We start from the raw sequence: 24,087 nt of genomic DNA, 5'->3' as shown, positions 1-24,087 counted from the left end.
CTATCAATCAGCGGCACAGTGTTGAGGGCGGGCGAGCAGACGCTCGCGAACCCCGTCGTAGGCCAGGTTGAACAGCATCGTGTAGGGCAGATACAAGAGCACCACGCCGATGTCCAGCAGGAAGGCTTCCAGCAGGCCGACCGACAACCACCACGCCACCACCGGCACCACCATGAAAATCAGTCCCGCCTCAAAGCCGATGGCATGCAGCGCACGTGCCTTGAGGTTGAGCGCGAAACCCAAACGGGCGCGCAGACGGTCGAACCCGGCGTTGAACACCATGTTCCAGAGCATGGCAATCGTGGAGATCATCACGGTCATCGCGCCCATCTTGCCGATGGACTGGCCGAGCACCCAGGCCAGCCCTGGCGCAAACATCAGCACGCCGATGAGCTCGAACAGCAGCGCATGCAGGGCGCGCTCTTTGAGGGACTTCGGCGCAACGACCGGCTTCTTGGTCTTGTTGGACGTCAGGGTGTGCAGAGGCATGTGAATAATCACTTTTTCGGGGCAGGTGTGCATTGTCGTGGTGCGATGGGCTAGAGTGAAAATCGGTCCCATCGGAAAAACCGATGGCGACGCCACATGCTTCTCTGAGGTGTCCACCTGTGAGCTATTCCCCCGAAGCACTCGAAGCATTCGCCCAAACCATCGCGCTGGGCTCTTTCAGTGCCGCCGCGCGCCGCCTTGGCAAGAGTCAATCGACCATCAGCGAGGCCATTTCGCGACTGGAGATCGATCTCGGCGTCGAGTTGTTTGATCGATCAACCCGCCATCCGGCCCTGACCGAAGCGGGCAGGGCGTTGGAAGGACGCATCGAGGACGTCCTGGCAGCGTCCGACACATTGCGCCGCGCGGCGGGGCGTCTGGTTGAAGGAATGGAGCCGCGCTTGACGCTGGTGCTGTCCGATGCCAACCAGTTCGCCGAATTTCAGGCACGCATGACCGAGCTCGACCAGCGCTTTCCGGAGCTGGAACTGGAGTGCGTGTTTGCCGAACACGGCGACGCGATCAACTTGATCCAGACCGGTCGGGCGTCCCTGGGCTTGCTGTCGGCCCAGGCCTCGTATCCACCGGAAGTGGGCTACGCGACGATCGTCGAGCGTGCCGACTTCGGCATCTTCGTTTCCCACAGCCACCCGCTGGCCGCCGAAGCGGCTGTTGATTACCGCCATCTCGCGCAGCATCGGGCGTTGCGCCTGAACACTATCGTCGACGAGAGCGTGCCCACCGACGACCTGCCCAGCGGCGCACGACGCAGCTGGTCAGCGCCCAATTACCTGCTGTTGATGGACATGGCGATCTTCGGATTCGGCTGGTCGGCGCTGCCGCGCTGGCTGGTCAGCACCTGTGGTCAGGGTCGGTTGAAGGAGCTCAAGGTGCCGGGCTGGCCGCGCAGCTCGGCGGTCGACGTGATCTGGTCCCGGCAGAAAAGCCTGGGCCCGGCGGGGACGTGGTTGCTGGATACCTTGCTGGAGGGGCGGGGGGGCTATTGAAAGCGGCTGCATCTTGCCGCTGCGACCCTGCCCGTAGGAGCCTGGCTTGTCCCGCGATCGGCGGGGAACCCGTCGTAAACCTGTTAAACGCGGTGCATCTGGAGCACTGCGTCAGCCGGATTTGCTGCCGATTCCCGGCAGATCGCGGGACAAGCCACACTCCTACAGTCGCGGCAGCTTGCTTGCGAATACGGTGGGTCAGCGCCATTTAAGCTGACTGACAAAATGCCTTCGCGAGCAAGCTCGCTCCCATAATTTCTTACCCTCATTCAAAATCCACGTCGAACGCAAATTCTTACTCGCCTCCAATATCCCCGTCGAACGCAAATCTCCTGTAGGAGCAATCGGAGGTTACGACGGTCGCGAAGCGGCGGGCCTGTGACATTAATGTCGGCTGACACACTGCCATCGCGAGCAAGCTCACTCCTACAATTTCGTACCCGCATCCAAAATCTGCGTCGAACGCGAATTCTTACTCGCCTCCAATATCCCCGTCGAACGCAAATCTCCTGTAGGAGCAATCGGAGGTTACGACGGTCGCGAAGCGGCGGGCCTGTGACATTAATGTCGGCTGACACACTGCCATCGCGAGCAAGCTCACTCCTACGATTTCGTACCCGCATCCAAAATCCGCGTCGAACGCAATCCACTGTAGGAGCGTGGCTTGTCCCGCGATCTGCCGCGAAGCGGCAGCACATGGGTCAATCTGACTTATCAGGCGATTCCGGCGCCAGTTATGACGGTGACCGCGTCTCTGATCGCGGGACAAGCCACATATGTCGGTGACCGCGTCCCCGATCGCGGGACAAGCCACAATCCTACAGCTGCAGGTCTAATCCTGGCTTCCTTCCAGGACAAAACCCGCCGGCATCTCCTGAGCGAAGGAATTCACCACTTCGCGGGTGAGGCCGACGATGTCCTCGACCAACTCCATTCCCGCGCCTGTGCGCCAGCTGGCGACGATGTCCATCAGCGGCGGCAGCGGGACGTTCTCGATCAGCGTCAACGCACCCTGGGCCAGTTCGCCATGAACCAGCGTCACCGGCAGCGCGCCGATGCCAAAGCCGTCGCGCACCAGCCGGGTAATGGCTGACGCCGAGTTCACGCAGTTGATCCGTGGCGTGACGATGTTGGCGCTGTGCAGCATGTTGAGGATGTCCTGGTGGGGCCGCGAGTTGCGCGAGAACGTGACAATGCGCGCTTCGGCGATCTCTTCCAGGGTCACGTTCGGGCGGTCGAATGCCGATCCGGTCGGCACCACCCAGCGCAGGGGATAGCGCGCCAGCACCGCGTTGCGCACGCTGTCGAAACGCAGCACGTCGGTCTGGAAAATGATGTCCTGATAACCCTTTTCCAGCTGCGAGCAGAGGTTGCTGGCGGTTTCAGCGGTGAGCTCGATTTCCAGGTTCGGGTAACACTTCATCAGGCGTGTTACCAAGGGGCTGAGCCAAGTGTGTATCACCGTATCCATCGCGCCGATGCGGATGCGGCCACGGACCTGGCTGGGGTCTTTGATCGCCGCCTTCATGCTTTGCATCGTGTCCATGATGTGTTCGGCGTATTCGAGCACGCGCAGACCCTCCTGGGTCAGCGACACGCCCCTGGAGTCCCGGACGAACAGCCGCACGCCCATTTCCTCCTCCAGCGCGGCAATGCGGCTGGAGATGGAGGCCTGGGTGCTGAACAGTTTTTCCGCCGTCAGACGAAAGCTTTTCAGCCGCGCGACCCAGACGAAGGTTTCCAGAAACTTGAGATTCACCGAGGGATTTCCTTGAGCAATTGAGCGCCGGCGCACCTACGGGATGACGGGGGAGCGTCACAGCGTTGCAGGCACGACCTGTGCAGACTGAGCACTGGAACAGCAGGTTGCATGCCACCCCGGCAACAGAAAATCTTATGGGTCATAGCGGGTTTTTCCCGTTGGACGCCCCGGCGTGACTGCGGTGCCATGGGGCAGCGGCACTGTGACTTCGTTGAGCCTGGGCTCAGGACGGGCGCTGCCACCGCTCGTTTCTCGACCCTGTTCCTCCTTCGTGCCCCAGCAAGGTACCGCAACTGCCAACGAGAACCCCATCATGCAAACCGCTATCAACCTCTGGCCGCTGCTTGGCGTGCTGGTCATCGTTCTGGGCTTCGTCCTGCGTTTCAATCCCATGCTGGTCGTGGCGCTTGCCGCCCTGGCCACCGGCCTTGCCGCCAGCATGCCGCTGGAAACCATTCTGGCGACTATCGGCACGGGCTTTATCAAAACGCGCACGCTGCCATTGATCATCCTCTTGCCCCTGGCGGTGATCGGTTTGCTGGAGCGCCACGGCCTGCGGCTGCATGCGCAGAACTGGATCGCCCGGTTCACCGGCGCCACGGCCGGACGCCTGTTGATCGCCTACCTGTTCGTGCGCGAAACCACTGCAGCCCTTGGCCTGACCAGCCTTGGCGGCCACCCGCAGATGGTGCGGCCGTTGCTCGCGCCCATGGCCGAAGGCGCTGCTGAATCCCGCTTCGGCAAGCTGCCCGAGGCGTTGCGCATCAAGCTGCTGGCGTTGTGCGCGGCGACCGACAATGTCGGGCTGTTCTTCGGCGAAGACATTTTCGTCGCGTTCGGTGCGATTGCGCTGATGCACACCTTTCTGCTCGGCTCCGGCATCGATGTCGACCCGATGCACATCGCGTTCTGGGGGATACCGACAGCGATCTGCGCGTTCGTCATCCACGCCATCCGCCTGCACCGTTTCGATCAGCGCCTGAACCGTGAATTGACGGCGCTGCCACCGGCTTCCGCAGTCGACAAGGAGCTGGCTCGATGATCATTTCCATTCAATACCTGTACTGGCTGGCAGGCGTGATTCTGGCGATCACGGCGTTCATGACCGCGACTGATCGGAGCAATCCCAAGCGCTGGACCACGGGGTTGTTCTGGGGCTTGTTCGCCATCGCGTTTCTGGTCGGCGAGAAGTTGCCGCCGGTGTGGGTGGGCGTCGGGGTGATCGTCATGGCGCTGATCGCCGGCTTCGGCGGCGTGGGTTTCGGCCAGCATCAGAACCTCAATGACAGGGCGCGGCGGGAGAGTGCAGGGCGCTTGAAGAACAAACTGTTCATTCCGGCGCTGGCGATTCCTCTGGTCACCGTGATCGGCGCGGTGTTGCTGAAGAACATCAAGTTTGGCGACGTCTTTTTGCTGGACCCGGCCAACAGCACGTTCGTGTCCCTGGGCATTGGCAGTCTGGTGGCGCTTGGACTGGCGTGCTGGCTGACCCGCGACACGCCCGTGCAGGCCATGCGCGAATCGCGGCGCCTGACCGAAGCGCTGGGTTGGGCACTGGTTCTGCCGCAGATGCTGGCGATGCTCGGCCTGGTGTTCAACGACGCGGGCGTCGGCAAAGCGGTGGCTCACCTGGCCACGGCCTACATCAACCTGGATTTTCGTCTCGTCGCGGTGATGGTGTATGTGCTGGGCATGGCGCTGTTCACCATCGTCATGGGCAACGGCTTTGCTGCGTTTCCGGTGATGACCGGCGGCATCGGCGTGCCGGTGCTGGTGGGCATGTACGGCGCCAACCCGGCGGTCATGGCTGCCATCGGCATGTTCTCGGGCTACTGCGGGACGCTGATGACGCCGATGGCGGCCAACTACAACCTGATTCCTGCAGCGTTGCTGGAATTGCCCGACAAGTACGCGGTGATCAAAGCGCAAATCCCCACTGCGCTGGCGATGCTGGTGGCGAATATTCTGTTGCTGTATTTCCTGATGTAGTTGCGGCGCCTGATATAGCTGCGACGCCTGGGCTGACGCTTTCGCGGGCAAGCGCGCTCCTACGGCCTTCGGCCAGAATCAAAAGCCACGCCATCGCTTGCCTCGTTTATCGCGCTCTTTGTAGGAGCGCGCTTGCCCGCGATCTGGCGCGCAGCGGCAGCAAAATGCCTGCCCGTTTACAAGGCATTCCTGGCCGCCTCCTCTTCACCCACTCCCTTCGCCACGCAATAAATACCCTCATCGCAAACGTTTGCGCGATTCCATGGTCTGTACGACAAGTGGCTGCGATCCCTCTGCCTCAATGCTTACCACAGGCTTTCCGGTAGTGCTTTCTGACCAAGACAACAAGCCGCGTGTCTTGCTCCGAAGAAATAGGTTGAATAGTCACACAAAATGTTATTTAAATAACAAAAATAAAACCGCGACGGTGGCTCATTCTTCGAGCCCAGCGCGTGAACAAGGTACTCACACACATGAACAAGATCGCGGTCATCGGCAGCAACATGGTGGATTTGATCACCTACATCGACCGGATGCCGGCGCAGGGCGAGACCCTCGAAGCACCGAATTTCGCCATGGGCTGCGGCGGCAAGGGTGCCAATCAGGCCGTCGCAGCGGCCAAGCTGGGCGCTGACGTGTTGATGCTGAGCAAAGTCGGCGACGACATGTTCGCCGACAACACGCTGGCCAATTTCAAGCGCTACGGCATTGATACCCAGTTCGTCCAGCGCGTCCCCGGCGTGTCCAGCGGCGTCGCGCCCATCTTCGTGCAGAGCGATTCCCACAACAGCATCCTCATCGTCAAAGGCGCCAATGCGCACCTGAAACCGGCGGACATCGACGCTGCCCAGGCCGCGTTGCGCGACTGCACGCTCATCGTGCTGCAACTGGAAATCGACCTTGAAACCGTCTACTACGCCATCGAATTCGCCAAGGCCAACGGCATTCCGGTGCTGCTCAATCCGGCGCCTGCCGTGAAGGGCTTGAGCCGCGAGCACCTGTCGCAGCTGGACTTCTTCATTCCCAACGAAACCGAGCTGGCGCTGGTCACCGGGCGTGTTATCGACTCGGTGGAATCGGCCCGCGCGGCCGCCCGGCAACTGGTGCAGGACGGCATTCGTCACGTCATCGTCACCCTCGGTGAGAAGGGCGCGCTGTACGTCGGCGAAGAAGGCGAATTCCGCGTCGAAGGCATCAAGGTCGACGCCCGCGACACCACCGGCGCAGGCGACGCGTTCATCGGTTGCTTTGCCCGCCATTGGAGCGAAGACGGCGACATGCGCAACGCCATGACCCGTGCCGTGGCCTATTCCGCCTGCTCGGTCACCGGTTTTGGCACCCAGAGTTCCTACCCGGACGCTGCCGCGTTCAGCCACTTTCTCGACACCCTTTGAGCCGCCGCGCCCTGCCGATCGGCTGATCGACGGGGCGGGGTATTTCCTGTACTTCCCGGAGAACAACAATGACAAAGCCCGCGCTCCAACAATCGACGGACGGGTTCTACCTGAACCGTACGCCATGGTTCGCTTTCCTGCTGCTGTGCTGCTGCTTCGCGCTGTGGGCGGCGGCAGCGAGCATGAACGACGTGCTCATCGCGCACTTCAAGAAAGCCTTCCTGCTCAGTGATGTGCAGACCTCCTTTGTGCAGTCGGCGTTCTACCTCGGCTACTTCTTCGTGGCGATTCCGGCGGCGATGGTCGTCAGACGTTTCAGCTACAAGACCACCATCCTCATCGGCCTGGTGCTGTACATGGCGGGCTGCTCGCTGTTCTTCCCGGCAGCTTCGATGGCCAAATACGGCATGTTCCTGATGGCGCTGTTCGTCATCGCGGCCGGCCTGGCCTTCCTCGAAACCGCCTGCAATACCTACTCGACGCTGATGGGCCCGCGTGAAACCGGGACCCGTCGCCTGAACATTTCCCAGACCTTCCACCCGTTCGGCGCAATGACCGGCGTGTACGTGGGCAGCTTCGTGATGTTCAAGGACACCGACGCCACCCGCGAGCAGTTGACGCAGATGAGCGCCTCGGAAGCAGCCGTCCAGCAATTGCAGATGATTCAGTCCACGCTGCTGCCGTACAAATGGATGATCGCGGTGCTGGTGCTGATGTTCGTGCTGATCGCGTTCACCAAGTTTCCGGCGTGCAAGGGCAAGGTCACGGCCAACGTCAAATCCAGCAGCATCGGCCAGAGCCTGTCGCGTCTGTGGCGCAACCCGCGCTTTACCTTCGGCGTGCTGGCGCAGTTTCTGTACGTGGGCGCGCAAGTGGGCGTGTGGAGTTTCACCATTCGCCTGGCCATGCAGATGGGCGGGATGAACGAGCGCAGCGCTTCGTGGTTCCTGCTGACCACCTTCGCCGCTTACTTCGTCGGCAAGATGGTCGCCAACCTGTTGATGCGCAAAATGTCTCCGGCCAAGGTGCTGGCAATCTACGGCGTGCTGGCCATCGTACTGCTGGCCTACACGATTCTGGTGCCGAACATCAGCGCGGTGTATGCGGCGGTGGGCGTGAGCATTTTCCTGGGTCCGTGCTGGCCGACCATTTATGGCCTGACCATCGACGGTCTGGGTGAGGACACCGGCGTCGGCGGTTCGCTGCTGGTGATGAGTATTGTCGGCGGCGGCGTGATGCCGATCTTCCAGGGCCTGCTCTCCGACGCCACCGGCGGCAACATGCAGATTGCCTACACCGTTCCGCTGTTGTGCTTCGTGGCGATCGTCGCTTATGCCATTAAATGCATGCGTGATCCGCTGCCCGCCCAGGCACCGGTGGGCGCGGTGACGGCATCATGAGAGCGTCCGAAAAGCGCACCACGATTGCGCTGTACCCGGAGCTGTTCAGCGGCGATGAAAAGACGTTGCTGTCGTCCTCGGACTTCAGGGTGCTGGCCTGGACCTATCCCAGCGGTGTGAAAGCCCTGGCGCTGGAGAACGATCGCGGCCGGGTCGTGGTGCTGCCTTATCAGGGGCAGATGGTCTGGTCAGCGGTGTTCGATGGCTGCGACCTGACCATGCGCAACATGTTCGAACAACCACGCCCGAGCTCAACGGTGATCAGCACCTACGGCTGCTTCATGTTCCACAGCGGCCTGCTGCGCAACGGCTGCCCGACGCCGGAAGACGATCATCCGTTGCACGGCGAAATGCCCTGCGCGCCGATGGACAGCGCCTGGCTGGAAATCGGCGAGGACGCTGGCGGCGCGTTTCTGCGCATCGGCGGCGAGTATGAATACGTGATGGGCTTTGGCGACCACTACCGCGCCAGGCCCAGCGTGACCTTGCGTCCGGGTTCGGCGCTGTTCGACATCGGCATGGACGTGCGCAACCTGGCCGGCAAGCCGATGGAGCTGATGTACATGGCGCACATGAACTACGCCTACGTCGACGGCGGACGTTTCATCGAGCCATTGGGCATGGCGCGTGCGCGGGTTCGCAGCAGCGTACCTGCCCACGTCAAGCCGACGCCGGCGTGGTCGGCGTACATGGCCGAACTGACGGAAGACCCGTCACGGCTGGAAAGCCTGAGCACGCCTGAGCTGTACGACCCGGAGATCGTCTGCTTCTTCGACGGCGTGCAGGCGGATGCACAGGGCAACGCGCATTTCCTGCTCAAGCACCCTGAAGGTCCGGCGTTTTACACGCGTTACCAGCCGGCGCAGTTCGATCATGCGGCACGGTGGATTCTGCACAATGCTGATCAGCAAGTGGCCGCATTTGTGTTGCCGGCCACCTGTGAGCCCGAGGGTTATCTGGCAGAACAGGCCAAAGGCAATGTGCGTTTGTTGGGCGCAGGGGAGAGCGCGTCATTCAGCGTGACGACGGGGTATCTGGGGGCTGAAGAAGTGCAGAAGCTGGAAGCGGATTTGAAACGCTGACGGCCTTTTTGTCGCCCAAATGTCGAGCGGGTGCGTGGGCCCTGTAGGCGCTGCTGGAGGTTACGACAGTAGCGAACGCGGTGGGTCAGTTGCGCATCCGCTGACAGGCAGGTCGCCTTCGCCAGCAAAGTGGAGCGCCAAACCGGTGGCTCCTACAGATTCGACGCTCGCCAAAACAAGGTGGCGTGTTGCTCAAACCACCCAACGCGCCCCATACCCCTCAATCAAATCCCGATAAGCCTTCGGCAGCTTCTTGTCGCTGACCACCACATGAAAGTCCTGCAACGTCGCGAAATGCGCCGTTCGTACGGCATCGAATTTGGAATGATCGGCCAGCAACATGCAGTGCCGGGCCTGGCGCAGGACCTTTTGCTTGACCTCCACTTCATTGAAGTTGAAGCAGGTCACGCCCAGCTCGTCGCTGACTCCGGCCGCCGAAACGAACGCCCAGGTCAGGCGGATGCCATCCAGAATGCTCGCTTCGCTGTGGTGTTCGAACACCTGATTCTTGCGATGGAAGGTGCCGCCGCAGAGCACGATGGAACAGTTGGGTTTCTGCTGCAGTTTGAGCAGGACGTTGAGGGAATTGCACACGGCAGTGAATTCCAGCTCGTCCGGGATGAAGTCGATGACGAAAGGGATCGTTGTGCCACAGTCGAAAAACACCGTGTCTCCGGGCTGGATGAACGCGGCGGCCAGCTTGCCGACGCGGCGCTTTTCCTCAACGTGACGGGTGTCCTGCTCGGTGACCTTGTAATCACTCGCCTCCGACGGATCGAACGCCAGAGTGATGTGCCCGCCCAACAGATGAAATTTGTCGGGGTGGCGGGTCAGGTCCCGGCGCAAGGTCATCTCCGAAACGTCCAGCAGGGCGGCCATTTCCTTCAGGTGAATCGCCTTTTGATCTTGCAGGGCTTGCTGGATCAATTTGATCCGGTCGGATTTTTTACTGTCCACGGGCATTCCGATTGTCGAATGGATATGGTAAAAAAATAACATTCATTGTTATATTTACAACATAAAATGATGCGCTCATGCATGAAGCTTAAAGCGTGTCGCTGTTTACCGCCTCACTATCAGGAAACGATTGGCCATGAAGATCGAACCCGCAGCACTCGCCCAGTACATCGACCACACCTTGCTGGCCGCCGACGCCAGCCGCGCGCAGATCGCAACCCTGTGCCGCGAAGCGCAGGAACACGGATTTTATTCGGTGTGCGTGAACTCTGGCCAGGTGCCTTACGCCGCCTCGTTGCTGGAAGGTCAGGCCGTCAAAGTCTGCGCCGTGGTCGGCTTCCCACTGGGCGCCGGGCTGAGCGACACCAAGGCTTTCGAGGCCAAGCAGGCCATCGCGGCCGGCGCGGGCGAGATCGACATGGTCCTGAACATCGGCTGGCTGAAGGATGGCCTGTTCGACGAAGTGAGCGACGATATCGCGGCCGTCAGAGACGCCTGTGGTGCGGTGCCGCTGAAGGTGATCTTCGAAACCTGCTTGCTGGATGACGCCCAGAAAACCCGCGCCGCCGAGATCTGCCGTGACCTCAACGTCGCCTTCGTCAAGACCTCCACCGGCTTCAGCCGCAGCGGCGCGACCCTGGAAGACGTCGCCCTGATGCGCAAGGTTGTGGGCGAGGGTGTTGGCGTGAAAGCCTCCGGCGGCGTGCGTGATTACGCAACGGCGGTGGCAATGATCGAAGCGGGCGCGACGCGGCTGGGCACCAGTTCGGGGATCGCGATCGTCAGTGGCGCGGCGGCGTCGGGCTCGGGTTACTGATTCTGCCGCGGTTCGGTGCCGCCAACGGCGTGGCACCGTTCCCGGTTGGTCGGGGCCTCTCGGCAGAGGCTCGCGACAGAAGGCCTTTCGCCGAAAAGAGCAGGACCCGCCCCGCCAATGAGTGGCAAACTGCCGGTGCACTCACCTCTGCACCGGGCACCTTTCTCAATGCGAACATTCTCCCTGGCGCGGCTCAAGGCCCGCTGGTTCTTCTGGCTGTGCATGCTGCTGATCGTCGTCGGTCTCCCGGTCGGTTGCGCGGCGTTGCAGCACAAGGAACGTGAACTGGTCTTCATGATCGAGCCCGGTACGGCGAGCTGGTACCGCGGCCTGCCGTCCGATGTGCAAGAGCTTGAGCTCAAGGGACCATCGTTCGGCCTCGGGCAGAACATCCATGCCTGGTGGTGGCCTTCGGAGACGAAGGACGCACCGGCCATCCTTTACCTGCATGGCTCGCGCTGGAACCTCACCGGCCAGCTGTTCCGCATCGAACAACTGCGCGCCCTGGGCTTCTCCATCCTCGCCATCGATTACCGCGGCTTCGGTCAGAGCAAAGGCCAGTTGCCGTCGGAAGCGTCGGTTTATGAAGACGCGCGCATTGCCTGGGAGCGCCTGAAACAGATTCAACCCAACCCGCAAAAGCGTCTGATCTATGGGCATTCCCTGGGTGGCGCCGTGGCTGTCGACCTCGCCGCCGAACTGGGCCGGGATGCGCAGAAAGGCGACGGGCCGATTCAGGCGCGGGGCCTGATCATCGAATCGACCTTCACCAACCTCGCCGATGTCGCGTCCTCGGTTGCCAGCAAACGGACCTCGCTGCCGGTGCGCTGGCTGATCTCGCAGAAATTCGACTCCATCGACAAGATCGCCGACGTGCACATGCCGGTGCTGATCGTGCATGGCACGGCGGATCAGTTCGTCGCGCCGCGTTTCAGTGAAGCCCTGTTCGACGCCGCGCAGGAGCCGAAGAGTTTGCTGATGGTGCCGGGGGGCAACCACAACAACAGCATGAACCTGGGGCGCCAGGCGTACAGCCAGGCGATTCAGAATTTGCTCAGCGAGAAGCCACCGGCGGTGCATGCGTCCAACGCATCGGCGGCGTTGCTCAAACAGCCCGGTTAGCCTTTTTCATGAACGCGGCCGGTGTCCTCTCAAAGCACCTGCCGCCACCTGCCGCGAGTGCTGCCGATGGACTCACATGCAGACGAAGACGCCCACCTGACCCATTCCGCGCGGGACTGGGTGCTGCGTGCCGCGCCTCTGCCGCAGATCGAGCGGATCGAGGCGTACTTTCACGGGCACGGTTTCGAGATGCACCGCCACGACACCTACGCCATCGGCCACACAATGTCGGGGGTGCAGAGCTTTCAGTACGGCAAAGAAGTGGTCAACAACCTGCCGGGGCAGACGATGGTGCTGCATCCAGACGAAGCCCATGATGGCCATGCCGGGACCGCAGACGGCTTTCGCTACCGGATGTTCTACCTGGAGCCGGCGATGATTCAGCAGGTCCTTGGTGGCAAGCCGCTGCCGTTTATCAAGGGCGGGGCGTCGAATGATAGGCGCCTGTTCAGGGCAACGCAGGCGCTGCTGTCCGACCTGAATAACGCCCTGGATCCTCTCGAACTGGACGACGCGCTCTACGACCTCGCCATCGCCCTGCAAACGGCCGCCGGTGTGCGCAAGGGCCGCCAGACCGTCAACTACGCCGGCGCCCAACGTGCGCGGGAAATGCTCATGGCCAGTCTGGAACAGGGCGTCAGCCTGACCGATCTGGAACAGGCCAGCGACACCGACCGCTGGCGCCTGTCGCGGGATTTTCGCGTGCTGTTCGGCACCACGCCTTACCGTTACCTGACCCTGCGCCGGCTGGACCTCGTCCGGCACTCGATAGCGTTGGGTGTGTCCCTGAGTGACGCGTCGGTGATGGCGGGGTTCTCCGACCAGAGCCACATGACACGGCATTTCGTGAAGACCTTCGGCTACCCGCCAGGGCGGTGGTTGAAGATGTTGGCGGCGCGCGCATAAGGGGATCAAGCACACCTTGTGGGACCGGCTTCAGCCGGGAATGCGTCAGGCGTCACCCCGCAAAATGGATGGCGTACAAACCGGCCTCTTCCCGGCTGAAGCTGGTCCCACTATTAGTTCGCGGTGTTTCAGTGGAACCGGCTTTAGCCGGGAATGCGTCAGTTGCCACACCGAAAAATGGATGGCGTAGGCACTGGCCTCTTCCCGGCTGAAGCCGGTCCCACTATTAGTTCGCGGTGTTTCAGTGGGACCGGCTTTAGCCGGGAATGCGTCAGTTGCCACACCGAAAAATGGATGGCGTAGGCACTGGTCTCTTCCCGGCTGAAGCCGGTCCCACTATCAGTTCGCGGTGTTTCAGTGGGACCGGCTTTAGCCGGGAAAGCGTCAGTTGCAACACCGCAAACTGGATGCACCGTGCAATAACGTACAAGACCCCACCCACCCCCGCGCTCTAGATTGGCTCTACATCAAACCCTGTCGGAGCCGCCATCGTGTCCACGTCCACCACTCAACACACCCCCATCAATTTCGCCCAGAAATACACCCTGTTCACCGAACAGTGGCAGCCAAAGGTCATCGCGCAGATGAACGACTACCAGTTCAAGCTGGCGCGGCTGGAAGGGGAGTTTCTCTGGCACAGCCACGCCGACACCGACGAAACCTTCATCGTGATCGAAGGCTGTTTGCGCATCGATTTTCGCGACGGTTTCGTCGAACTCAACGCGGGCGAACTGTATGTCGTGCCCAAGGGCATCGAGCACAAACCCTGCGCCGAGAAGGAAGTGAAGCTGATGCTGATCGAGCCCAGCGGCGTCATCAACACCGGCAGCGACACCAACGAGCGCACCGCGCAGAACGACGTCTGGATCTGATCACGCCTCTGGCTGTGCTGCATCATCCTTCGGCAACAACACCGCAATCAACGCCCTGACCACCCCCGGCAGGGCGTCCAGCTCGCGGACCAGGATGCTCCGTTCGCGCACTGCCCAAGGCTCGTCCAGTTCGATGGTCACCAGCTTCATCGTCCGGCTGTGCCGTGACGCCGCCGACTCCGGGATCACCCCGATGCCCACCCCGGCTTCGACCATCCGGCAAATGGCCTCGAAGCTCGACACCTGAATCCGCAACGACAGGTTCTGCCCCAGCCGCTCGACGTGATCGCGCAGAAAGCTCAGCAGCGTGCTGCCTTCGTGCAGACCGATGTGCTGAAACGCCAGGGTCTGCTTGAAGGTGATCTTTTTCTCGGCCGCCAGCTCATGCCCCACCGGCACGGTCAGCACCAGGCGGTCGGTGCTGAAGTGGATGACCTGCAAACCCGCCGCCTCCACCGGCCCGGCGATGATGCCCATGTCGGTGCTGCCGTCGAGCACGCCGCGCACGATGTCCCGGGACAGGCGCTCTTGCAGGTCCACGGTGACGCCGGGCCGTTTCGCCAGAAAGCCCGCCAGCACTTCGGGCAAAAACTCGGTGACGGCAGTGGTATTGGCGAAGATGCGAATGTGCCCGGCCGAATCGGTGCCGTAGCTGGTGAACTCACTCTTCAGGTAATCCACCTGGCTCATGATCAGCCGCGCGTGTTTGAGCAGGCGCTGACCGGCGGGGGTCAGTTCGACGCCACGGCTGTCGCGGTACAACAGGCGTGTGCCGAGTTGGCCTTCCAGCGCCTTGATCCGCGCGCTGGCGGCGGCAGGGGAAAGAAACGCCCGGCGCGCGCCCTGGGTCAGGCTCGGTGATTCGCCGATGTGAATGAAGAGGCGTAAGTCAGCCAGATCGAAATGCATGGAGGGGGCCCGGACGTCGCAGAAGGCGTTCAGCATACCCGAACGCCGCTATACGCAAATGCGGATTCTCAGAATGCCGGCGCACTTCCATGATCGGGCCATAACAACAAACCCAGAGGGTTCCCGCCCATGAGCGCTGCAGCGTCACCCGTGGATTTCACGGCCTGGATTGGCCGCACCGAAGAAGCCCAGGATCATCTGAGCGTCAACCTGATCAAGCGCATCGCGGCCACCTTTGGCGAGCCCACGCCCGCCGTGGGCGATCCACTGCCGCCGCTGTGGCAATGGTGTTTTTTCCAGGAACCGGTGTTCGAAGCGCACCTCGGCGGTGACGGCCATCCCGCCCGTGGCGGATTTCTGCCCCCGGCGGACAATCGCAATCGCATGTGGGCCGGCGGACGTGTCGACTTCATCCAGCCGCTGAATGTCGGCGCTGACGCCCATCGCCTGTCGACCATCCTGCACATCGAAGAAAAGCACGGCCGCACCGGCTCGCTGCTGTTCGTGACCGTGCGCCATGACTACTCGCAACACGGCGAGCTGTGCGTGCGGGAAGAGCAGGACATCGTCTACCGCGAGCCCAATCCGCCGAAGCTCACTAGCGGTGACGCGCCAGAGCAGGGCGAGTGGAGCGAGGTCATCGAGCCGACGCCGACCCTGCTGTTCCGCTATTCGGCCGTAACCTTCAACGGCCACCGCATTCACTACGACTACCCCTACGTCACCGACACCGAAGGCTATTCCGGCCTGGTCGTGCATGGCCCGATGATCGCCACCTTCAACCTGCGCGCGTTCATTCGCGCCAACCCCGACAAGCGCGTGCGGCATTTCGCCTATCGCGGCGTGCGCCCCCTCAACGTGCCTGCGGCGTTTCGCGTTGGCGGGCGAATCGTCGAGCCAGGCAAGGCGCAGATGTGGGCCGGCAATGACGCCGGCGTCGCCCAGAGCGCCGAAGTCGTTTTTGACTGAACCCTTCTTTTATACAGCCAGGCGCGCCGACCCTATGGGCGCCGGCCGATGCGAGTGGACACCATGAACCCTTACGAAAACGAAGACCTCAATGCCATCCGTGACGGCGTGCGCGCGCTGTGTGCGCAGTTTCCGGCCGAATACTGGCGCAAGATCGATGAACAGAAAGGCTTCCCGGAAACCTTCGTCAAGGCGCTGACCGATGAAGGCTGGCTGTCGGCGATGATTCCCGAAGAGTACGGCGGGTCCGGGCTGGGCCTGGCGGAAGCGTCGGTGATCCTCGAAGAAGTGAACGCCTGCGGCGGTAATTCCGGCACCGTGCACGGCCAGATGTACAACATGTTCACCCTGTTGCGTCACGGCAGCGACGCGCAGAAAAGCTATTACCTGCCCAAGCTCGCCAGCGGCGAACTGCGCCTGCAATCCATGGGCGTGACCGAACCGAGCACCGGCACCGACACCACAAAGATCAAGACCACGGCGGTGAAACAGGGCGACAAGTACGTGATCAACGGCCAGAAGGTCTGGATCTCCCGAGTGCAGCATTCCGACCTGATGATCCTGCTGGCGCGCACCACACCCCTGGCCGAGGTGACGAAGAAGTCCGAAGGTATGTCGATCTTCATCGTCGACCTGCGCGATGCCATCGGCAACGGCCTGACCGTTCAGCCCATCGCCAACATGGTCAACCACGAAACCAACGAGCTGTTCTTCGACAACCTCGAACTGCCCGCTGAAAGCCTCATCGGTGAAGAAGGCAAGGGCTTCCGCTACATCCTCGACGGCCTCAACGCCGAGCGTGCCCTGATCGCGGCCGAGTGCATCGGCGATGGCCGCTGGTTCATCGAGAAATCCGCAGCCTACGCCCGTGACCGCGTGGTGTTTGGTCGCCCGATCGGGCAGAACCAGGGCGTGCAGTTCCCCATCGCGGAAGCGCATATCGAAATCGAAGCGGCGGACCTGATGCGCTGGCGTGCCTGCGAGGAGTACGACAGCGGCAAGAACGCCGGTGCCAGCGCCAACATGGCCAAATACCTCGCGGCAAAAGCGTCATGGGAAGCGGCCAATGCCTGCCTGCAAACCCATGGCGGATTCGGGTTCGCCTGCGAATACGACGTGGAGCGCAAATTCCGCGAAACCCGTCTGTATCAGGTGGCGCCGATCTCCACCAACCTGATTCTTTCCTACGTTGCCGAGCACCTGCTCGACCTGCCACGCAGCTTCTGAGGACGCCGAAATGAGCCACACCCAGGCATTGGCGGGTTTCCTCGCCGAGCTGACCTACGAGCAAATTCCCGGCGCTGTGCTGGACCGTACCGAAGACCTGTTCCTCGACTGGATCGGCTCGGCGCTGGCCAGCCAGGGCGCGCGGCCGATTCCGTTGTTCGAGCGCTACGCCGAACGCATGGGCCCGCAGCAGGGCAAGGCGAAAATTCTGGTCAGCGGTCGCGGCACCTCGGCGTACTTCGCCGCGCTGGTCAACGGCGCGTCTTCGCACCTGGTCGAGCAGGACGATCTGCACAACAGCTCAGTGCTGCACCCGGCGACGGTGGTGTTCTCGGCCGTGCTCGCAGCGGCCCAGGACCTCGGCAAGACCGGGCAGGATTTATTGCTGGCGTCGGTCGCCGGTTACGAAGCCGGCATCCGCATCGGCGAATTCATGGGCCGCTCCCACTACCGGATTTTCCACACCACCGCGACGGTCGGCACCCTCGCGGCTGCGGTGGGCGTCGGCAAGCTGCTGAATTTCGACAAAGAGCAGTTCATCAACCTGCTGGGCACGGCGGGCACCCAGGCCGCCGGGCTGTGGGAATTTCTCCGTGACGCAGCCGATTCCAAACAGCTGCACACCGCCAAGGCGGCGGCCGATGGCCTGCTGGCGGCCTACCTCACCGAAGACGGCCTGACCGGCGCACGGAATATTCTTGAAGGCGATCAGGGCATGGCGGCGGGGATGTCCAGCGACAGCGATCCCGCCAAGCTGTCCGACCGCCTCGGCAGCCGCTGGGCGCTGGTGGAGACCTCATTCAAGTTTCACGCCTCGTGCCGCCACACCCATCCGGCGGCCGATGCCTTGCTGCACCTGATGCAGCGCGAAGGCCTGCGCCATGAGCAGATCGCCAAGGTGGTCACCCGTGTTCATCAGGGCGCCATTGATGTGCTCGGTCGGGTCGATGTGCCACAGACCGTGCATCAGGCGAAGTTTTCCATGGGCGCAGTGCTCGGATTGATCGCGGTCCATGGGAGCGCGCAGCTGATCGAGTTCCGCGACCTGGCCCTGACCGATGCCGACGTCGCCGCCTTCCGCGAAAAGGTCACCATGGAGCTGGACCCGGAAGTGGATGGTGCTTATCCGGCGCGCTGGCTGGGTCGGGTGATCGTGACCACCACCGATGGCCGGGTGTTGAGCGCTGGCATCGATGAGCCAAAAGGCGATCCGGGCAATACCCTGTCGCGGCCTGAGCTGGAGGACAAGGTGCAGCGACTGCTGGCGTTCTCCGGCGCCCGCACGGTGGAGCAGGGCACGGCGTTGATTCAGCGGGTCTGGCAGCTGCGCGATGCGCAGGATCTGACTGACCTGATCTAACAGCACACGCATCCCCCTTGTAGGAGCGTGGCTTGTCCCGCGATCTGCCGGTCACGGCAGCCAAACCAGACACCGAGTGGTGTCAGGCATACCCGGATTTCCTGATTTGCTGCTGCTTCACAGCAGATCGCGGGACAAGCCACGCTCCTACAGGGACTGTGAAGAGGTTTACAAACATGACTCAACAACCCCTGCGTCCTCTGGACGGCATCACCGTTGTCAGCCTCGAGCACGCCATCGCCGCGCCGTTCTGCACCCGGCAACTGGCGGATCTGGGCGCCCGCGTGATCAAGATCGAGCGCCCCGGCGTCGGCGATTTCGCCCGTGGCTACGACCAGCGCGTCGACGGCCTGGCCTCGCATTTCGTCTGGACCAACCGCTCCAAGGAAAGCCTGACCCTGGACCTCAAGCAGGACGAGGCCGGCGACATTCTTGAGTCACTGCTCGCCAAGGCCGACGTGCTGGTACAGAACCTGGCGCCCGGCGCCGCTGCTCGCATGGGGCTGTCATTCGAAGCGTTGCATGAGCGCTTTCCGCGCCTGATCGTCTGCGATATTTCCGGCTACGGCGAAGGCGGGCCCTACGAGAAAAAGAAAGCCTACGACCTGCTGATCCAGAGCGAAGGCGGCTTTCTGTCGGTCACCGGTGGCCCGGGCGAAAACGAGATGGCCAAGGCTGGTTGCTCCATCGCCGACATCGCCGCCGGCATGTACGCCTACACCGGGATTCTGTCGGCGCTGATGCTGCGGGACAAAACCGGGCAGGGCAGCCGAATCGACGTCAGCATGCTCGAAAGCCTGGTGGAGTGGATGGGCTACCCGATGTATTACGCCTACGACGGCGCGCCGCCACCGCCACGGGCCGGCGCGTCCCACTCGACGATCTATCCTTACGGGCCGTTTCCCACCGGCGGGGGCGGCACGATCATGCTGGGCCTGCAGAACGAGCGCGAATGGGCGCTGTTCTGCGAGAAGGTCCTGTTCGACCCGTCGCTGGCCACCGACGAGCGCTTTTCGGCGAACTTCAAGCGCTCGGAAAACCGCGAGGAGCTGCGGCAGATCATCGTTGACGGCTTCGCCGCCTTGAGCGTCGATGACGTGGTTGCCCGCCTGGAAGACGCGCAGATCGCCAACGCCCGGGTCAACAACATGCAGGGCGTCTGGGACCATCCGCAGCTCAAGGCCCGTGATCGATGGCGCGAAGTGGACAGCCCGTCCGGCCCGCTGCCGTCGCTGCTGCCGCCGGGCCACAACACCGCGTTCACGCCGCGCATGGACGGCGTGCCGGACCTGGGCCAGCACACCGGCAGCATCCTCGGCGAGCTCGGGTTTTCGGCTGAAGATCAGGCGCGGATGGCCGCAGGCGGGGTGGTCTGAACCTCTCCGTTGCCGCGCGGGCCTACCGTCACGGCTTGTAACTGTAAGAGCGCGCTTGCCCGCAAAGAGGCTGGAACATCCGGCCCATTTTTATCGGCTGGAATGCAGTCATTGCGAGCAAGCGCCCACAGCGTCGGGATGACACCCTTTTTCAGGAGCTTCAACCATGCCACAACCCATCATCCGCTCCGCACTGTTCGTGCCCGGCAGTCGCCCCGAGCGGTTTGCCAAGGCGCTGGCGGCCGGCGCTGACGCAGTGATCGTCGATTTCGAAGACGCCGTCGAGGAACCCCTCAAGCGCCAGGCGCGGGACAATCTTGCGGCCTTCCTGAACGACAACCCCCAGGCTTGCGTCTGGGTGCGGGTCAATGCGCCGACCCATGCCGAACATGCCGATGACCTGACCTTTTGTCGGCAACATGCGGGCGTGGCCGGAGTGCTGCTGCCGAAAGTCGAGACTGCTGCTCACGTCGCGGCGGTGTGGCAGACCGGCAAACCGGTTCTGCCGATCATCGAAAGCGCCAAGGGCTTGCTGGCCCTTGAGCAGATCGCCCATGCCGAGGGTGTCGAGCGTTTGTCATTTGGCGGGCTCGACCTGGCGCTGGATCTGAACCTCAACAGCGGCACCCACGCCGCGCAGATGTTTCTCGATCAGGCGCGTATGGCGGTGCAACTGCATTCACGGGGCGCCGATCTGCTGCCACCGCTGGACGGTGTTCACCCGGCCATCGGCGATCCAAAGGGTTTGCACCGTGCCATTCGCCACGCCTACGACATGGGATATGGGGGCGCGTTGTGCATCCATCCGGCGCAAGTGCCGGTGATCCACGCCGCTTTGGCCCCCAGCGCCGATGACTTGAACTGGGCGCAAAAGGTGATCAATGCCAGCGCAGCGGCCAAAGGGGCGGGAGCGTTTCAGCTAGACGGGCAGATGGTCGACGCGCCGGTCTTGCAGCGGGCCCAGCGTTTGCTGGCGTTGGCGGCGGGATGAGTCGGCCTTCGTCGCACCCGTCAGCGGCTTAGATCGCGTTCGTCTCTGATGAACGCCGGCTTTCACAAAAGCAGATTCTCTAAACACCGGGGCTTCGTCATGGTGGCGTTGCACTATGCTGATGGGCTCAACCCGCTCCTGCCAACATAAGTTCATACAAAAATAAGAAGGTGATATCGATGTTGAAGCTGACCAAAGCGCTTTTCTGCGCGGCCGCAGTGTCTGTGGCCAGCCTTGCACAGGCCGCTGACCCGATCACGATCAAGTTCGCCCATGTGGTGGCGGAAAACACGCCGAAAGGGCAGGGCGCGTTGCTCTTCCAGAAGATGGTCGCCGCCGACCCGGCCTTGAAAGACAAAGTCAAAGTCGAGGTCTACCCGAACTCCTCACTGTTCGGCGACGGCAAGGAAATGGAAGCCCTGTTGCTCGGCGACGTGCAGATGCTGGCGCCTTCTTTGGCCAAATTCGAGCAGTACACCAAGAAAGTGCAGATTTTTGACCTGCCGTTCCTGTTCAACGACCTCGCTGCCGTCGACCGCTTTCAGCAGGGTCCCCAGGGCAAGGCGTTGCTCACCTCGATGGACGACAAAGGCATTCACGGTCTGGCGTATTGGCACAATGGCCTCAAGCAACTGTCCGCGAACAAAAAACTGGTTGAACCCAAAGATGCCCGTGGCCTGAAATTCCGCGTTCAAGCCTCCAGCGTGCTCGAAGCCCAATTCGTCGCCCTGCACGCCAACCCGCGCAAAATGAGCTTCGCCGAGGTCTATCAGGGCCTGCAGACCGGCACCGTCAACGGCACCGAAAACACCTGGTCGAACTATGAAAGCCAGAAGGTCAACGAGGTCCAGCCGTTCTTCACCGAGTCCAACCACGGCCTGATCGACTACATGGTGATCACCAACTCCAAGTTCTGGAACGGCCTGCCGGCGGACGTGCGTGACGAACTGCAAAAGATCCTGGATCAGGTCTCGGTCGAGGTGAACAAGCAGGCCGAAGCGCTGAACCAGACGGCCAAGCAGAAAATCATCGACGCCAAGACCAGCGAAATCGTGACGCTCACCCCCGAGCAGCGTGCCAAATGGCGTGAAGCCATGAAGCCGGTCTGGGACAAGTTCTCCGAGGAAATCGGTGCCGACCTGATCAAGGCCGCCGACGATTCGAACAAGGCGCCTTGAGCCCTTCAGTCCTTTCTCGTTACAGACCGTGACGGCCCGGCGGCCACCCGTTTCGTGGGTGGCCGCCTTCACGGCCGTCTCTACACCCGGCTAGGTTCGGCTTCGTTCGGAGAATGCTTATGCACCCGCTGACGCGACTCTGGGAGCATCTGGAGGAGGGCATCATCGCTTTCCTGTTGGCTGCCATGACCCTCGTGACTTTCGTCTACGTGGCGTTGAACAACATCTACACCGTGTTTTATTCCCTCAGCGATCAATGGGCCGTCAGCAGCGACTTCTTCGCAGGCATCGGCGACCACCTGATGGGTTACGCCCAAAGCATGACCTGGAGCGTGTCGCTGACCAAAGCCCTGTTTGGCTGGCTGATCTTCTTCGGCATTTCCTACGGCGTTCGTACCGCCGGCCACTTGGGCGTGGACGCGCTGGTCAAGAAGACCAGCAAGCCGGTCCAGCGGGTGCTCGCCCTGCTGGCGTGCGCCTGCTGCCTGGCGTATGCCGGATTGTTCCTCGTCGCCAGCTACAAGTGGGTGTCGGCGCTGTTCGTGGCCGGCATCGGTGCGGAGGACCTCGATCGGTTCGGCATCAAGGTCGCGTACATCACGGTCATCGTACCGATCGGCTTTGGCCTGGTGATCGCTCGCTACCTGGAAATCTTCTACCGCATCTGGACGCACCGGCAGACCGGGTTGGGTCTGGCCGACGAAGCGGCTGAAGCGAGCAAGCTGGCCAATCCTGCCGAGGAGCAGCACTGATGACCGTTATCTGCCTGTTCCTGCTGTTATTCGTTTTCATGTTCCTGGGCGTGCCCATCGCCATTTCCCTGGGCTTGTCCGGCGCCGTTTCGATTCTGCTGTTCAGCCCGGACTCGTTGAGTTCGCTGGCGATCAAACTGTTCGAAACCTCCGACAGTTACACCTTTCTTGCGATTCCGTTTTTCCTGTTGTCCGGCGCCTTCATGACCACCGGCGGGGTGGCGCAGCGGCTGATCGACTTCGCCAACGCCTGCGTCGGCCACATTCGCGGCGGCCTGGCGATTGCGGCGGTGCTGGCGTGCATGCTGTTCGCGGCGCTATCCGGTTCATCGCCCGCCACCGTTGCAGCCGTGGGTTCCATCGCCGTCGCCGGCATGGTTCGCTCGGGTTATCCGAAAGAATTCGGTGCCGGGATCATCTGCAACGCCGGTACGCTGGGGATTCTGATACCGCCTTCCATTGTGATGGTGGTGTACGCCGCCGCGACGGAAACGTCTGTCGGCAAGCTGTTCATCGCGGGTGTGATTCCCGGCATCCTGCTGGGTCTGGCGCTGATGGTGGTGATCTACATCGTCGCGCGGGTCAAGAAACTTCCAGCCCAGCCACGGGTGACCTTCCGCCAGTGGCTGCACACCGCGCAACGGGCGTTCTGGGGCTTGATGCTGCTGGTGATTATCCTCGGCGGGATCTACAGCGGCATGTTCACCCCGACCGAAGCGGCGGCGGTCGCGGCGGTGTATTCGGCGTTCATCGCGCTGTTCGTCTATAAGGACATGAGTTTCAAGGATTGCCCGAAAGTGCTGCTGGAATCCGGCCGGCTGTCGATCATGCTGATGTTCATCATCGCCAACGCCATGCTGTTCGCTCACGTCCTGACGACGGAGCAGATTCCGCAGCAGATCACCGCCTGGGTCATCTCCGAAGGGCTGACTCCGATCGGCTTCCTGATCATGGTGAACATTGTGCTGCTGGTCGCCGGCAGTTTCATGGAGCCGTCGGCAATCATCCTGATCCTGGCGCCGATCTTTTTCCCGATCGCTATGAAACTCGGCATCGACCCGATTCACTTGGGCATCGTCATGGTGGTCAATATGGAGATCGGACTGGTTCACCCTCCGGTGGGGCTGAATCTGTTTGTGACGTCTGCGGTGACGGGCCTGACGTTGGGCGAGACCATCCGTGCGGCGTTGCCATGGCTGTCGATCCTGCTGGTGTTTCTGCTGCTGGTGACCTATGTGCCCTTCATTTCCCTGGCGCTGCCGAACTGGTTGGGGATGCCGTGAGAGTGCATTCGTCCTTAGAGCCACATCAAGATCAAGATCTACGGCGGTCTGCCTAACGGCAGACTGTTTCGCCTTCGGCGACTTACTTTTGAAAAGCACCAAAAGTAAGCAAAAGTGCCTGCTCCTGGTTGGGCCCTTCGTTCCTCAGGGTTCCTTCACTCCGGTCTCGCTCCGTGGGCCCGCCGCCATCCGCCATCCATGGCGGGGGGCGGCTCTCGCGGCATCCATGCCGCTCGGCCCACTCC

At 62.0% G+C, this 24,087-nt stretch carries 22 protein-coding genes; 18 read left to right on the top strand and 4 right to left on the bottom strand.

All coding sequences use genetic code 11. The annotated features are described in order from the left end of the window. Window positions 1-3: 3 nt before the first annotated feature. A complete protein-coding gene (locus BMY98_RS11840) occupies window positions 4-489 on the bottom strand; it encodes a multidrug/biocide efflux PACE transporter (protein WP_139214480.1) in 486 nt (161 codons plus the stop codon). A gap of 119 nt (window positions 490-608) precedes the next feature. Between BMY98_RS11840 and BMY98_RS11835 the strand changes: the two genes are divergently transcribed. Next, window positions 609-1,496: a LysR family transcriptional regulator gene (locus BMY98_RS11835; protein WP_074889113.1), complete on the top strand. Its 888-nt coding sequence runs from the start codon at window positions 609-611 to the stop codon at window positions 1,494-1,496. Between the two features lie 832 nt (window positions 1,497-2,328). Here BMY98_RS11835 and BMY98_RS11825 read toward each other — a convergent pair. Beyond that, complete coding sequence (locus tag BMY98_RS11825) at window positions 2,329-3,255, bottom strand: LysR family transcriptional regulator (RefSeq protein ID WP_074889108.1); 927 nt, start codon at window positions 3,253-3,255, stop codon at window positions 2,329-2,331. Between the two features lie 316 nt (window positions 3,256-3,571). Here BMY98_RS11825 and BMY98_RS11820 point away from each other — a divergent pair, with 316 nt between their 5' ends. From BMY98_RS11820 to BMY98_RS11800, 5 genes are all read left to right on the top strand, one after another. Beyond that, window positions 3,572-4,300, top strand: a complete 729-nt coding sequence (locus tag BMY98_RS11820; RefSeq protein WP_074889105.1) for a DUF969 domain-containing protein — start codon at window positions 3,572-3,574, stop codon at window positions 4,298-4,300. Then, window positions 4,297-5,247 carry a DUF979 domain-containing protein gene (locus tag BMY98_RS11815; protein WP_074889103.1) on the top strand — a complete coding sequence of 317 codons (951 nt, stop codon included), beginning with the start codon at window positions 4,297-4,299 and terminating at the stop codon, window positions 5,245-5,247. The genes BMY98_RS11820 and BMY98_RS11815 overlap by 4 nt, the downstream gene beginning before the upstream one ends. A 473-nt stretch (window positions 5,248-5,720) precedes the next feature. Further along, entirely contained in the window at window positions 5,721-6,641 is a 921-nt protein-coding gene (gene rbsK, locus BMY98_RS11810) for a ribokinase (protein WP_074889100.1), read from the top strand. 68 nt (window positions 6,642-6,709) lie between these two features. Next, window positions 6,710-8,041: an L-fucose:H+ symporter permease gene (fucP, locus tag BMY98_RS11805; protein ID WP_074889096.1), complete on the top strand. Its 1,332-nt coding sequence runs from the start codon at window positions 6,710-6,712 to the stop codon at window positions 8,039-8,041. After that, window positions 8,038-9,123, top strand: a complete 1,086-nt coding sequence (locus tag BMY98_RS11800; RefSeq protein ID WP_074889093.1) for an aldose 1-epimerase family protein — start codon at window positions 8,038-8,040, stop codon at window positions 9,121-9,123. Before fucP ends, BMY98_RS11800 begins: the two co-directional genes overlap by 4 nt. Before the next feature lie 192 nt (window positions 9,124-9,315). Here the strand turns inward: BMY98_RS11800 and deoR are convergent, their stop codons facing one another. Further along, the gene (deoR, locus tag BMY98_RS11795; protein WP_074889090.1) at window positions 9,316-10,086 is read right to left on the bottom strand and encodes a DNA-binding transcriptional repressor DeoR; all 771 of its coding nucleotides are present in this window, start codon (window positions 10,084-10,086) and stop codon (window positions 9,316-9,318) included. Between the two features lie 130 nt (window positions 10,087-10,216). Between deoR and deoC the strand changes: the two genes are divergently transcribed. The 4 genes from deoC (at window position 10,217) to BMY98_RS11775 (ending at window position 13,797) form a co-directional block, all read left to right on the top strand. Next, window positions 10,217-10,897 carry a deoxyribose-phosphate aldolase gene (gene deoC / locus BMY98_RS11790; protein ID WP_074889087.1) on the top strand — a complete coding sequence of 227 codons (681 nt, stop codon included), beginning with the start codon at window positions 10,217-10,219 and terminating at the stop codon, window positions 10,895-10,897. 168 nt (window positions 10,898-11,065) lie between these two features. Next, window positions 11,066-12,019: an alpha/beta hydrolase gene (locus tag BMY98_RS11785; RefSeq protein ID WP_074889367.1), complete on the top strand. Its 954-nt coding sequence runs from the start codon at window positions 11,066-11,068 to the stop codon at window positions 12,017-12,019. Window positions 12,020-12,085: 66 nt separating this feature from the next. Next, entirely contained in the window at window positions 12,086-12,925 is an 840-nt protein-coding gene (locus tag BMY98_RS11780) for an AraC family transcriptional regulator (protein ID WP_074889364.1), read from the top strand. 491 nt (window positions 12,926-13,416) lie between these two features. After that, a complete protein-coding gene (locus BMY98_RS11775) occupies window positions 13,417-13,797 on the top strand; it encodes a cupin domain-containing protein (RefSeq protein WP_074889085.1) in 381 nt (126 codons plus the stop codon). On the opposite strand, the gene BMY98_RS11770 is transcribed toward BMY98_RS11775, so the two are convergent. Next, window positions 13,798-14,706 carry a LysR family transcriptional regulator gene (locus BMY98_RS11770; RefSeq protein WP_074889361.1) on the bottom strand — a complete coding sequence of 303 codons (909 nt, stop codon included), beginning with the start codon at window positions 14,704-14,706 and terminating at the stop codon, window positions 13,798-13,800. A gap of 129 nt (window positions 14,707-14,835) precedes the next feature. Between BMY98_RS11770 and BMY98_RS11765 the strand changes: the two genes are divergently transcribed. The 8 genes from BMY98_RS11765 to dctM all read left to right on the top strand — a co-directional run bounded on the left by BMY98_RS11765 (window position 14,836) and on the right by dctM (window position 23,842). Further along, entirely contained in the window at window positions 14,836-15,675 is an 840-nt protein-coding gene (locus BMY98_RS11765; protein ID WP_074889082.1) for an HTD2 family dehydratase, read from the top strand. Window positions 15,676-15,738: 63 nt separating this feature from the next. Then, window positions 15,739-16,902 carry an acyl-CoA dehydrogenase family protein gene (locus BMY98_RS11760; RefSeq protein ID WP_074889358.1) on the top strand — a complete coding sequence of 388 codons (1,164 nt, stop codon included), beginning with the start codon at window positions 15,739-15,741 and terminating at the stop codon, window positions 16,900-16,902. A 10-nt stretch (window positions 16,903-16,912) separates the two neighbouring features. Next, window positions 16,913-18,262 carry an MmgE/PrpD family protein gene (locus BMY98_RS11755; protein ID WP_074889079.1) on the top strand — a complete coding sequence of 450 codons (1,350 nt, stop codon included), beginning with the start codon at window positions 16,913-16,915 and terminating at the stop codon, window positions 18,260-18,262. A 176-nt stretch (window positions 18,263-18,438) separates the two neighbouring features. Further along, on the top strand, window positions 18,439-19,638 hold the full coding sequence (locus BMY98_RS11750; protein ID WP_074889076.1) for a CaiB/BaiF CoA transferase family protein: 1,200 nt from the start codon (window positions 18,439-18,441) through the stop codon (window positions 19,636-19,638). 166 nt (window positions 19,639-19,804) lie between these two features. Beyond that, window positions 19,805-20,629, top strand: a complete 825-nt coding sequence (locus BMY98_RS11745; RefSeq protein WP_074889073.1) for an HpcH/HpaI aldolase/citrate lyase family protein — start codon at window positions 19,805-19,807, stop codon at window positions 20,627-20,629. Window positions 20,630-20,808: 179 nt separating this feature from the next. Then, complete coding sequence (locus BMY98_RS11740; RefSeq protein ID WP_074889070.1) at window positions 20,809-21,807, top strand: TRAP transporter substrate-binding protein; 999 nt, start codon at window positions 20,809-20,811, stop codon at window positions 21,805-21,807. A 119-nt stretch (window positions 21,808-21,926) separates the two neighbouring features. After that, window positions 21,927-22,559, top strand: coding sequence for a TRAP transporter small permease (locus BMY98_RS11735; RefSeq protein WP_074889067.1), 633 nt, complete (start codon window positions 21,927-21,929; stop codon window positions 22,557-22,559). Continuing rightward, window positions 22,559-23,842: a C4-dicarboxylate TRAP transporter large permease protein DctM gene (gene dctM, locus BMY98_RS11730; protein ID WP_074889065.1), complete on the top strand. Its 1,284-nt coding sequence runs from the start codon at window positions 22,559-22,561 to the stop codon at window positions 23,840-23,842. The genes BMY98_RS11735 and dctM overlap by 1 nt, the downstream gene beginning before the upstream one ends. Window positions 23,843-24,087 lie beyond the last annotated feature (245 nt).

The sequence above is a fragment of the Pseudomonas graminis genome, assembly GCF_900111735.1.
Taxonomy (GTDB): Bacteria; Pseudomonadota; Gammaproteobacteria; order Pseudomonadales; family Pseudomonadaceae; genus Aquipseudomonas; species Aquipseudomonas graminis.
This window is presented reverse-complemented; position numbering and strand designations above follow the sequence as displayed.